The 11,124-nt window shown below is 61.8% G+C and carries 12 protein-coding genes; all 12 read left to right on the forward strand.

Translation table 11 applies throughout. From position 1 onward, the window contains the following. Nucleotides 1-15: 15 nt before the first annotated feature. On the forward strand, nt 16-330 hold the full coding sequence (locus N5D53_RS21765; protein ID WP_279840790.1) for a DUF2834 domain-containing protein: 315 nt from the start codon (nt 16-18) through the stop codon (nt 328-330). Further along, on the forward strand, nt 327-752 hold the full coding sequence (locus tag N5D53_RS21770; protein WP_279840791.1) for an MAPEG family protein: 426 nt from the start codon (nt 327-329) through the stop codon (nt 750-752). Before N5D53_RS21765 ends, N5D53_RS21770 begins: the two co-directional genes overlap by 4 nt. Nucleotides 753-823: 71 nt before the next feature. Continuing rightward, entirely contained in the window at nt 824-1,057 is a 234-nt protein-coding gene (locus tag N5D53_RS21775) for a hypothetical protein (RefSeq protein WP_054889537.1), read from the forward strand. A gap of 211 nt (nt 1,058-1,268) precedes the next feature. After that, the gene (pstS, locus tag N5D53_RS21780; protein ID WP_003254123.1) at nt 1,269-2,300 is read left to right on the forward strand and encodes a phosphate ABC transporter substrate-binding protein PstS; all 1,032 of its coding nucleotides are present in this window, start codon (nt 1,269-1,271) and stop codon (nt 2,298-2,300) included. A gap of 70 nt (nt 2,301-2,370) precedes the next feature. Then, entirely contained in the window at nt 2,371-3,339 is a 969-nt protein-coding gene (pstC, locus tag N5D53_RS21785; RefSeq protein ID WP_004574212.1) for a phosphate ABC transporter permease subunit PstC, read from the forward strand. Next, entirely contained in the window at nt 3,336-4,229 is an 894-nt protein-coding gene (gene pstA, locus N5D53_RS21790) for a phosphate ABC transporter permease PstA (protein ID WP_003254119.1), read from the forward strand. The genes pstC and pstA overlap by 4 nt, the downstream gene beginning before the upstream one ends. Before the next feature lie 50 nt (nt 4,230-4,279). Beyond that, complete coding sequence (gene pstB, locus N5D53_RS21795) at nt 4,280-5,065, forward strand: phosphate ABC transporter ATP-binding protein PstB (protein ID WP_003254117.1); 786 nt, start codon at nt 4,280-4,282, stop codon at nt 5,063-5,065. A 94-nt stretch (nt 5,066-5,159) separates the two neighbouring features. Next, complete coding sequence (locus N5D53_RS21800) at nt 5,160-5,858, forward strand: hypothetical protein (protein WP_274140761.1); 699 nt, start codon at nt 5,160-5,162, stop codon at nt 5,856-5,858. Then, the gene (locus N5D53_RS21805; protein ID WP_104961971.1) at nt 5,858-6,457 is read left to right on the forward strand and encodes a hypothetical protein; all 600 of its coding nucleotides are present in this window, start codon (nt 5,858-5,860) and stop codon (nt 6,455-6,457) included. Before N5D53_RS21800 ends, N5D53_RS21805 begins: the two co-directional genes overlap by 1 nt. Nucleotides 6,458-6,800: 343 nt before the next feature. After that, nucleotides 6,801-7,988, forward strand: coding sequence for a porin (locus tag N5D53_RS21810; protein ID WP_274140758.1), 1,188 nt, complete (start codon nt 6,801-6,803; stop codon nt 7,986-7,988). A gap of 140 nt (nt 7,989-8,128) precedes the next feature. Beyond that, entirely contained in the window at nt 8,129-9,292 is a 1,164-nt protein-coding gene (gene nosP / locus N5D53_RS21815; protein WP_014591394.1) for a nitric oxide-sensing protein NosP, read from the forward strand. After that, on the forward strand, nt 9,261-11,124 hold a 1,864-nt coding region (locus tag N5D53_RS21820), incomplete at its 3' end, for a NahK/ErcS family hybrid sensor histidine kinase/response regulator (RefSeq protein WP_279840792.1). The genes nosP and N5D53_RS21820, both read left to right, overlap by 32 nt.

An 11,124-nucleotide genomic window follows, 5' to 3' on the forward strand; every position in this document is an offset into this window, starting at 1 on the left:
ATCAAGGAGAGCTATATGGGCTTGCGTATCTGCGCGCTGGCAATACTGGTGCTGTTTTCGCTGTATACCGGCTGGACCATGCTGATTGCCGAGCAATCGCTGCTGGCATTCGGGCTGGCACTGCTGGCGCAGCCGGACACGGCCCAGGTGGTCATCGACCTGTACCTGATGGCCGGGCTGGCCGGTTGCTGGATGGTGAGAGACAACCGCATGCGCGGCAGCGCCGGGATCGCGGTGCTGCCTTACCTGCTGCTGACCGTCGTGTTCGTTTCGCTGGGGCCGTTGCTGTACCTGGTGATCAGAGGCGTTGCCGAGGGGCACCAGCCATGAGCAGTGCCTTGCAGGCCTATGCGCTGTGTGTGGTGGTGCTGTTCCTCAAGATGTTCCTGGTTTCCTGCTATCAGGGCTATCACCGCTTGCGCTTCGTCGCGTTCACCAACCCGGAGGACGCTGCCGTGTTCAGGCGCATCGCCCAGGCCGCAGAACGCCCGCAGGTGATACGTGCTGCCAAGGTTTGGGCCAACGACCTGGAGAACATTCCCATGTTCTTTGCCCTCGGCGGGCTGGCTGTTGCGCTGGAAGCCGCCACGCTACCGGTGCTGTGGCTGAGTGTGGTGTTCACGGTTGCCAGGGTCCTGCACACGCTGGCCTACCTACGGGGTTTGCAGCCCTGGAGAACGTTGTTCTATGGCATCGGGGTCATTTGCCTGCTGGGATTCTGCTTACTCATCACCGCGAGAATAGGCGGCTGAACCAAAATATTGCATGAGTCATCTTGATGCTTTCACATAGCAGTACTAATACTTAAGCACTGCCGAAGGGGATGATCATGCAGACACGCTTCGTTGTGGTTCCCGCAGTGCCACTCAAGAAAGAGGCTTATCCTCGGCGGCTTGGCTTTCCTGCCGCACTGGGGGAGGGTTACGACCTCTACGACACCCAGGACAAGATGCGTCTGAGCCTGAACTTTTCCACCCGTGCCCAGGCTGAGTTCGAATGTGCATGCCGCAACCGCTGTGGGGATGGCGGTGATACAGGTCTCGCCGGTATCGGTTGATCGCCTGCAGTGGCCAGGTTCCTGATGCTGCGTTGCATGGTCTATCGACACCTTCAAGCGTTTGCGTCGAGGCTGGAGCCGTTTCAGGGTTCCGGCTGGGCGCGTGATGGCACAGTCAATAAGCTCTACCGCGCGGCCTGCCATTCAATAGTCACAAAGTTGTAACACAGCTGATGCAAAGTGTGCCGGCCATCACATGGAGCACATTTTGATGAAACGCCTGATGAAGTCTGCTGCACTCGCCGTTGCCGTTTCCCTTTGCGCCACCTCGGCAGCCTTTGCTGCAGAAAACGTTCGGTTGACCGGTTCGGGCGCCAGCTTCCCTGCACCGATCTACCTGACCTGGTTCAAGGACTTCAGCAAGAACACGGCTGGCGTCACCGTCGATTACCAGTCCAAGGGCAGCGGCGCGGGCGTTCAGGACTTCCTGAACAAGACCGTCGACTTCGCCGCCAGCGACTCGGCCATGAGCGAAGCAGACATTGCCAAGGTTGGCGAAGGCGTGCAGTTGCTGCCAATGACCGCCGGTGAAATCGTCCTGGCTTACAACCTGCCGGGTAACCCTAAAGGGCTGAAGCTGCCGCGCGACGTCTACTCCAATATCTTCCTCGGCAAGATCACCCAGTGGAACGACCCGCAAATCGCGGCGGCCAACCCTGACCTGAAGCTGCCTGCCACCCCGATCACCGTGGTCGTGCGTGCCGACTCCAGCGGCACCACTGCCGTCTTCACCAAGCACCTGTCGGCCATCAACGCTGACTTCAAGCAAGGGCTGGGCGAAGGCAACACCGTCAACTGGCCGGCCACCGACAAGTTCATCAAGTCGCCGAAGAACGACGGCGTAACCGCCACCGTCCGCCAGACCCCGGGCGCCATCGGCTACATCGAATACGGCTTCGCCAAGCTGGCCAAGGTCGACTTCGCCATGTTGCAGAACAAGGCTGGCCAATACGTCGTGCCGAATGCCGAGAGCGGTGCCGAAGCACTGGCTGCGGTGAACATGCCGGAAAACCTGGTGGCCTGGCTGCCTGACCCGGACGGTGCCAAGTCCTACCCGATCACTTCCTATACCTGGATGATTTTCCGCAAGGACAACGGCAACCCGGAAAAAGCCAAGGCCATGCGTGAAATGGTCGAGTACAGCCTGACCAAAGGCCAGACCATCGCCGACTCGATGGGTTACATCCCGCTGCCGCCGTCGGTAGTCGACCAGGTGCGTAAAGCGTCCGCCAACATCCAGTAATACCCAGGCGCTCCCGGTATTGGCATGAAGCCATGCCGGGGGTGTTTGTCCCTTGTCCCGGAACTCGCCAATGAACACTCCTTTTGCCATACCGGATAACCCCGACTCCGCGTGCCAGCCACCGTCTGCGAAAGACTTTCTGGTCGATCGCACCTTTCGTGCGCTTGCGCGCATTGGCGTGGTGCTGGTGCTGGCGCTGGTCTTCGCGCTGGTCTACGAAGTCGGCCGCAAGGCACTGCCTGGGATTGAAAAGCACGGTTTTGACGTGTTGTTCGGCAGCGTCTGGGACGTTAACCAAGGCAAGTACGGTATTCTGCCAGCGATCTGGGGTACGCTTTACAGCGCCTTGATCGCCCTGTTGATCGCCGGTTTCTTCGGCGTCAGCATGGCCATTTTCCTGACCCAGGATTTCCTTCCGGCCAAGCTTGCCGCGGTGTTTCGCACCATCGTCGAGTTGCTCGCCGCCATCCCCAGCGTGGTGTACGGCCTGTGGGGCATCTATGTGGTCATCCCGGCGATTCGCCCGTTGACCGCCTGGCTGAACAGCGAGCTGGGCTGGATCCCGTTTTTCGGCACCTCCCTCAGTGGCCCAGGCCTGCTGCCTGCGGCGCTGGTGCTGGCGATCATGATCCTGCCGACCATCGCGGCGGTTTCCCAGGATGCGCTGACCAGCGTACCGATGAAAACCAAGCAGGCTGCCTACGGCATGGGTACTACCCACTGGGAAGCCATCCTCAAGGTGATGGTGCCCTCGGCGGCTACCGGCATCTTCGGTTCGCTGGTGCTGGGCCTTGGCCGTGCACTCGGTGAAACCATGGCGCTGGCCATGCTGGTCGGCAACGCCAACACCATTTCCCTGTCCTTGTTCGCACCGGCTAACACCCTGGCGGCGCTGCTGGCGCTGAACTTCCCGGAAGCCGGCCCGAACGAGGTCGAAGTGCTGATGTACGCGGCACTGGTACTGATGTTCATCACCCTGCTGGTGAACGTCCTCGGCTCGATGATCATGCTCTACGCCCAGCGTGGTAACAAACAATGACTGACCTGACGACCCCTGTAGCCGCGTTGCCCAGCCTGCAGCGCAAGCTGGAAGGCCGGGCCCTGCGCAGCCTGGTATTGACCACCCTGGCATGGTTCGCGGCACTGGTGGCCAGCGTGCCGCTGATTTCCGTGCTGTACATGCTGATCACTCGCGGCGGGGCACGCCTTAACCTGGAAGTGTTCACCGAGCTGCCGCCGACCGGCTTCGAGATGGGCGGTGGTTTCGGTAACGCCATGGCCGGTACCTTCGTCATGGTCGGCATTGCCGCCGCCATCGCTGTGCCGGTCGGTATCCTGGCAGCGGTGTTCCTGGCCGAGCTAGGACCCGACAGCAAGCTGGCCAACGCTGCGCGCTTTGCCGCCAAGATGCTCACTGGCCTGCCATCGATCCTGGCCGGGGTGTTCGCCTACGCCCTGGTGGTGATGACCACCGGTACCTACTCGGCACCTGCAGGCGGCGTGGCGCTGGCGGTGCTGATGCTGCCGATCGTGGTGCTGACTGCCGAAGAGTCGATGAAGATGGTGCCCAAGATCATGAAGGATGCTGCCTACGGCATGGGCTGCACCCGTGCCCAGGTGATCTGGAAGATCGTCCTGCCCACCGGCCTGCCGGCCATCCTTACCGGGGTGATGCTGGCCGTGGCCCGCGCGGCTGGCGAAACCGCGCCACTGCTGTTCACCGCATTGTTCAGCAACTACTGGATCTACCACGACGGCGACCTGGCGGTGATGAACCCCACAGCCTCGCTTGCGGTACTGATCTACAACTTCTCCGGCATGCCGTTCGACAACCAGCTGGAGCTCGCCTGGGCGGCCTCGCTGGTGCTGGTAATGATCGTGCTGGTCATCAACATTTTGAGCCGAGTCTTCGGCAAGCCCAAGTATTGAGAAAGGGAGCATCCAACTTGAACGTATCCACTGCGCAAAGAGCCGCTCCCATGGTCAGCGAAGCCCCCATCGTCATGGACTGCAAGCTCGACAAGATTTTCTACGGTAACTTCATGGCCGTGCGTGACAGCCATGTGCCGATCAGGAAAAACGAGATCACCGGTTTCATCGGCCCTTCGGGCTGCGGCAAGAGTACCGTGCTGCGTAGCTTGAACCGTATGAATGACCTGGTGAAGGGCTTCCGTTTCGAAGGCCATGTGCACTTTCTTGGGCAGGATGTCTACGGCAAGGGCGTCGACCCTGTTGTAGTGCGCCGCTATATCGGCATGGTGTTCCAGCAGCCCAACCCGTTCTCGATGAGCATCTTCGACAATGTGGCCTTCGGCCTGCGCCTGAACCGCTACAAAGGCGACTTGGGCGATCGCGTGAAGCACGCCTTGCAAGGCGCCGCGCTGTGGGACGAAGTGAAGGACAAGCTCAAGGTCAGCGGGCTGTCGCTGTCCGGTGGCCAGCAGCAGCGCCTGTGCATCGCCCGTGCCATCGCCACCGAGCCGGAAGTGCTGTTGCTGGACGAGCCCTGCTCGGCACTCGACCCGATTGCCACCCGCCGCGTGGAGGAGCTGATGGTCGAGCTGAAAAAGGACTACACCATCGCCCTGGTGACCCATAACATGCAGCAGGCGATTCGTGTGGCCGACACCACCGCTTTCTTCTCGGTGGATATTTCCCAGGGCACCCGCACCGGCTACCTGGTCGAGATGGGCCCGACCGCGCAGATTTTCCAGAACCCGCGCGAGCAGCTGACCAGCGACTACATCAGCGGCAAGTTCAGCTAAACCCTGCAAGCTCAAGGTGGGCGGGTGTTGCAGCCAGGAAGGTTGCAACACCCGGCCGCGTTACCTTCCGTTAAAGTGTTACCCGGGATTACCAATGCGAGCGATGCGTCGTCTTGATCTGTCAGCGGTAGAGCGCGCACTGCGCGAGGTGCAGGGCCGTTTTGCCGAACTCAGCCAGCATTTCACCGAACCGCGGGACCCGTTTACCGACGAGGTGCTGCTGAATGTGGTTGAAGGCTATGCGCTGATTGACGACTATGTCGCTCGCGGTATCGACCTGTTCGACCTGCAACAGCTGAACCTGATGCTGGAAATCAATGCCACCGTGCTATGCGGCAGCGATCCGGCCCGTCGCCTGGAATTCGCCCCGCACCTTGCGGCAACCGAAGCGCACTTTTTCAACAACGTGGAAGGTGGCATCAAGGATTTGTACAACTGGTACTGCGCGTACCGCAGCGATTCCATCTGGAAGCGGGCAGCGGGTGTGTATGTACGGATCCTCAGCAAGCCGCAGCTGTTCATCGAAGGCAACAACCGCACGGGTTCGCTTATTGTCAGCTATTTGTTGATGCGTGCCGGGCTGCCGCCATTCGTGCTGTCGCTGGACAACGCCGAGGGTTACTTCAACCCGTCCTCGGTCATACGCAACTCCGCCAAACACGGTGTCAAGGCTTTGTACGAACTCCCCAAGATCAAGAAAAAGTACGCCGCGTTCCTGGAAGCGACGGCGCCTGAGCCCGGCAAGTTCTTCCTGAACGGCGCGCCTGTGCCTGCCTGCGAGGGGAGCCGCTGATGCAAGGTTCATCCCTGTTCGCACGAGGGCGGCAAGCCATCGAACGCAAGCTCAAGCGTGGCCAGGTACGCATTTCGTTCGATATCGACGACACGCTGGCCTGCCTGCCCGAACACGCCGCCGTCGAGGACAGCAAGCTGCCGGGTTTCGTCCATCGCTGGCTGGGTGAGCCCCTGCGCAGCGGCACCCGCGAACTGATCCGCGACCTGCGCCGCCAGGGCTGCAGCATCTGGATCTACACCTCCTCGGGGCGTACCCCGGCTTACATCCGCCGCTGGCTGATGCTTTACGGCATTCATGTCGATGGTGTGGTCAACAGCGGTCGGCACCAGCACATCCTGGCCCAGCGCGGGCTGGAAAACTCACCCTCCAAGCTGCCTTCGGCTTTTGATATCGACCTGCACGTGGATGATTCCGAAGGTGTGCGCCTGGAAGGTGTCGACCACGGTTTCCGCGTGGTGGTGGTGTGCCCGAAGGATGAGCACTGGGCGCAGAAGGTGAAGGATGCGGTGGTGGATGTGCAGGCACGGCTGGCCTGGCAGCAACCGCACCGCTATGAGATGCCCGCTTGCCAGCGTCCGCAGGCACTGGCTTCCTGAAGCCAGGAGATTCCGCTCAGACAATGTAATGGGGGCTGCTTTGCAGCCCTTCGCGGGCTCGCCCGCTCCCACAGGGGTCGTGGATATCCTGAAATTGGGAGCGGGCGAGCCCGCGAAGGGCCGCAAGGCGGCCCCGGTTCATTCAATCGTATTGATACCCGCCTAGCACTCCTACCTGAGCCATAAGTCTCGAACCAGGACCCAAGCAGGTACCGGGACCAAATCACCGGGCCGCACCCTCCCGCCCCAAAGCACTCGCCACCCCACGCCAAAGCAGCGTTCCTGGCAATTTGCCGCCTTCTGATAATCGCCTCCGACATCCCGTCCCCGTTTGGAGCGCGCCATGCACAACAACAATAAGCACCTGCCGCCTCGTTTTCTCGCAGCCGCCATCGCCAGCTTTTCTGCGCTTGGCCTGAGCAGCGTCGCCGAAGCCGAGATCATGCTGTACGACAAGGACCAGACGACGTTTTCCACCGATGGCTATATCAACGCCTTCTACGTCAACAGCGAGGTCGACCGTGAGGGCGAGCAGTTTGACCGCCGCCAGTCGCGTGTGAAGATGGGCTTCTTGCCCAACTACCTCGGCTTCAACATGGGCAAGCAGGTGGATGACCTGAAGCTCGGCGCCCGTGCCTCGTTCTGGGTAACCATCAACGACAGTGAAACCAACGGCACCGACACCGCCATCGACGTGCGCCAGTTCTATGGCACGGTGGCCAACCCCGAGTGGGGCGAGGTGCTGATCGGCAAGGACTTCGGGCTGTTCGCCCGTTCCAACATCCTGCTCGACGAACTGCTGGCCGGCTATGGCCAGGTCAGCGACACCCTGGGGCTGGTGGACGGCGGCGGGGTGTCGTTCGGCAACATTGGCAGCGGTTACCCATACCCGTTCCCTACCTCGCAGATCACCTACCGTACGCCCGTGATGGAGGGCCTGCGGGTGGCGGTGGGCATCATGGACCCGGTCGACACCAACGACAGCAGCCCGACCGGAAAGGCCTACCAGGAAAACCCACGCACCGAGAGCGAGATCACCTACCAGTTCGACCTGGGTGGGGCGCGGATCTACAGCTGGGTCAACGGCAGTTACCAGACCTCGGACAATACTGACTCCACGGTAGAAACGATCACTTCCAAGGGGGTGGGTTACGGGGTGCAGGCAAAGATGGGCGGCTGGTCGCTGACCGGCTCGGGGTTCCAGGCCAAAGGCATCAACCCGTTCTTCACCAACAATGCCGGCGAACCGGTTTTGCGCAACGTCGACAGTGATGGCTACCTGCTGCAGGGCTCGTACAAGTTCGGCAAGAACCGCGTGGCGCTGTCCTATGGCAAGACCAAGGACGATGGCAACGGTGCGGTTGGCAGCGGCGCGGACTACGAGACCCGGGGTGTGGCGCTGTTCCATGACATCAACGACAACCTGAAACTGGTTGCCGAGTACAACCAGTTTTCCATCGACGGGCATGACACCAGTGCGCAGAACGAAGACACCGATACCTTTGCGGTGGGCGCGGTGTTGACCTGGTAAGCGGCCGGGGCCGCAAGGCGGCCCCGAATGACACGGTCTTTTACGCCCATGGAACCGCCCACCCGCTACCCAAGTAGCATTCGTCACCCACCACCCGCTCCTTAAACTGATCACTCAGCCACCCCGTGCCGGAGACCACGATGCAGCAGGCTCATAACGACGGTGTGGTCAGTGCCATGTCTCAGGCTACCGACGCACGGCTGGCCGCTCAGGACCTGGCGCGGCAGTTGCTGCACCCGCACCTGGGTTTCGTGTTGTTCTTCTGCTCCGCCGAATACGACTTGCAGGCTTTGGGCGAAGCATTGGAACAGGACTTTGGCGGCATACGCCTGGTCGGCTGCACCAGCGCCGGTGAAATCACCCCGCTGGGCTACGGCCGCAATTGCGTGACGGCGGTGGGCTTCGATCACCGGCACTTTTCGATCGCCACCGCGTTGATCGATGAAATGGAGCGCTTCAGCTTGATCGACGCGCAGCAGATGGTCGAGCGGCTGGTCGGCACCTGCCGCAGCAATACCCTGGCGCCAATCAAGGGCCACAGCTTTGCACTCACGCTGCTCGATGGCTTGTCCAGCCGCGAGGAGATGGTGCTTGCCGCACTCAGCGCAGCACTGGGGGATATCCCGCACTTCGGCGGCTCGGCCGGTGACGACAACTACCTGAACCGCACCCATGTGTATTACGGCGGTGCATTCCACAACGGCGCAGCCGTGGTGGTGCTGGTCAACACCTGGCTCGACTTCGAAGTGTTCACCACGCATCACATCCTGCCGCGCCAGGAAAAGCTGGTGGTAACCGGTGCCGACAGCGCCCAGCGCCGGGTTTTCGAACTGAATGCCGAGCCGGCGGCCGAGGAATATGCCCGCCACATCGGTGTGCCCGTGGCTGCGCTCGATCACCGGGTGTTCGCCGCCCACCCGCTGGCCGTGCGCATTCATGATCAGTACTACGTGCGGGCGATTCAGCAAATGCACCCTGACCTCAGCTTGAGCTTCTACTGCGCGGTGGAGAACGGCATCGTGCTCACGGCCATGACCCCGGGCCCGCTGTTGCCGAACCTGCACCAGCTGTTCGATGGCCTGCACCAGCGTCTCGGACCATTGTTGCTGACCATCGGTTGTGATTGTTTCCTGCGGCGGCTGGAACTGGAGGCCCACCACGGCCTGGAGCCGGTCGGCGCGTTCCTGCGCGAGCAACGGGTGATTGGCTTCAACACCTACGGAGAACAGTTCAATGGCATGCACATCAACCAGACCTTCACCGGGGTCGCCATTGCCCGCAACCGGCCTCCTGTCGGTCGCTGAACTGCAGGCCGAGCTGACCCGGCTGCAGCATCAGAACCACAAGCTGCAGCGCATCAATGACGCACTGATCGAGCGCATCGAGTCGGGCGTGACCCGGGGCAACGACCCATACGCCGCGTTCCAGCATTCGGTGGTGCTGGCCGAGCAGGTGCGCGAACGCACCGATGCGTTGAACCAGGCCATGGCCGAGCTCAAGGCCGTCAACCGCCTGCTCAGCGAGGCCCGGCAGCGGGCCGAGACGGCCCACCAGCACCAGATTCGCCTGATTACCGACAACGTACCGGCACTGATCGCCTACCTGAACGCCGATCTGGTCTACGAATTCACCAACAAGGTTTACGAAGAGTGGTATTGCTGGCCGCATGGCGTGATGCTGGGCCAGAGCCTGCGCGAGGCCCACAGCGAGCAGCATTACCAGCGCCTGGAAGGCTACGTGGCGCGGGCGCTGGCGGGGGAGAGCGTGACGTTCGAGTTCGCCGAGACCAATATCAACGGGCAGGAACGCTACATGCTGCGTTCCTACGTGCCGAACCGCCTGGCCAGTGGCGAAGTGGTGGGTATCTTCGTGCTGATCCGCGACATCACCGAGCGCCGCAACACCGCACAGGCGTTGCACCAGGCGTATCAGCACCTGGAGCAACGGGTGCGCGAGCGCACTGCCGAACTGACCAGCCTCAACGACCAGTTGCTGCGCGAAATCGAAGAGCGCAGCCAGGCCGAGTCGCGTCTGCGCGAGGCCAAGCGCGAGGCCGAGCAGGCCAACCTGTCGAAAACCAAGTTCCTTGCTGCGGTCAGCCATGACCTGCTGCAACCGCTGAACGCGGCGCGGCTGTTCACCAGTGCGTTGCTCGAGCGCGACGAGCCGCAAAACGCTGCCCACCTGGTGCGTAATGTCAGCAATTCGCTGGAGGATGTAGAAAACCTGTTAGGCACGCTGGTGGATATTTCCAAGCTGGATGCTGGCGTGATCAAGGCCGATGTCGCCCCGTTCGCCCTCCACGAACTGATGGACAACCTGGCTGCCGAATACGCCCAGGTGGCGCGTAGCGAAGGGTTAGAGCTGCATTTTGTGGGGTGTTCTGCCGTCGTGCGCAGTGACATCCAGCTGCTGGCGCGTATCTTGCGCAACCTGCTCAGCAATGCCATCCGCTACACCCGCAGCGGGCGCGTGGTGCTGGGGTGTCGGCGCCTGCGCGGTGGCGTGCGGATTGAAGTTTGGGACAGCGGCATCGGCATTGCCGAAGAACACCTGGAAGACATGTTCCTGGAGTTCAAGCGGGGTGATGTGCAGCGCCCGGACCAGGACCGTGGCCTGGGCCTGGGCCTGGCAATCGTGGAGAAGATCGCCGGCATCCTCGGCCACCGGATCCGCGTGCGTTCATGGCTGGGCAAAGGCTCGGTGTTCGCTGTCGAGGTGCCGCTGAGCGCCACTGCACCCAAGGCCCAGCCGAGCCAGGCGATCTGCGAGCCAATGCTCGAACGCCTGCGCGGGGCGCGGGTGTGGGTGCTGGATAACGATGCGGCGATTTGCGCGGGCATGCGCACCTTGCTGGAAGGTTGGGGCTGCTGGGTGGTCACTGCGCTGTCGGAGGAAGACCTGGCGCGCCAGGTGGACAACTACCACGCCGAGGCCGACCTGCTGATTGCCGACTACCACCTGGACAATGACTGCAATGGTGTCGACGCCGTAGCGCGGATCAATGCCCGCCGTGCCCAGCCGCTACCGGCGCTGATGATCACTGCCAACTACAGCAACGATCTCAAGCAGCAGATCCGCGAGCTGGGTCACACGCTGATGCACAAGCCCGTACGGCCAATGAAGCTCAAGACGG

Source organism: Pseudomonas sp. GD03862 (assembly GCF_029840855.1).
GTDB classification, from domain to species: domain Bacteria; phylum Pseudomonadota; class Gammaproteobacteria; order Pseudomonadales; family Pseudomonadaceae; genus Aquipseudomonas; species Aquipseudomonas alloputida.

What these genes read in the sequence shown, in the direction of transcription:
- N5D53_RS21765 (WP_279840790.1), top strand. Translation starts at nt 16, where the DNA reads ATGGGCTTGCGTATCTGCGCGCTGGCAATACTGGTGCTGTTTTCGCTG.
- N5D53_RS21770 (WP_279840791.1), top strand. Translation starts at nt 327, where the DNA reads ATGAGCAGTGCCTTGCAGGCCTATGCGCTGTGTGTGGTGGTGCTGTTC.
- N5D53_RS21775 (WP_054889537.1), top strand. Translation starts at nt 824, where the DNA reads ATGATCATGCAGACACGCTTCGTTGTGGTTCCCGCAGTGCCACTCAAG.
- pstS (WP_003254123.1), top strand. Translation starts at nt 1,269, where the DNA reads ATGAAACGCCTGATGAAGTCTGCTGCACTCGCCGTTGCCGTTTCCCTT.
- pstC (WP_004574212.1), top strand. Translation starts at nt 2,371, where the DNA reads ATGAACACTCCTTTTGCCATACCGGATAACCCCGACTCCGCGTGCCAG.
- pstA (WP_003254119.1), top strand. Translation starts at nt 3,336, where the DNA reads ATGACTGACCTGACGACCCCTGTAGCCGCGTTGCCCAGCCTGCAGCGC.
- pstB (WP_003254117.1), top strand. Translation starts at nt 4,280, where the DNA reads ATGGTCAGCGAAGCCCCCATCGTCATGGACTGCAAGCTCGACAAGATT.
- N5D53_RS21800 (WP_274140761.1), top strand. Translation starts at nt 5,160, where the DNA reads ATGCGAGCGATGCGTCGTCTTGATCTGTCAGCGGTAGAGCGCGCACTG.
- N5D53_RS21805 (WP_104961971.1), top strand. Translation starts at nt 5,858, where the DNA reads ATGCAAGGTTCATCCCTGTTCGCACGAGGGCGGCAAGCCATCGAACGC.
- N5D53_RS21810 (WP_274140758.1), top strand. Translation starts at nt 6,801, where the DNA reads ATGCACAACAACAATAAGCACCTGCCGCCTCGTTTTCTCGCAGCCGCC.
- nosP (WP_014591394.1), top strand. Translation starts at nt 8,129, where the DNA reads ATGCAGCAGGCTCATAACGACGGTGTGGTCAGTGCCATGTCTCAGGCT.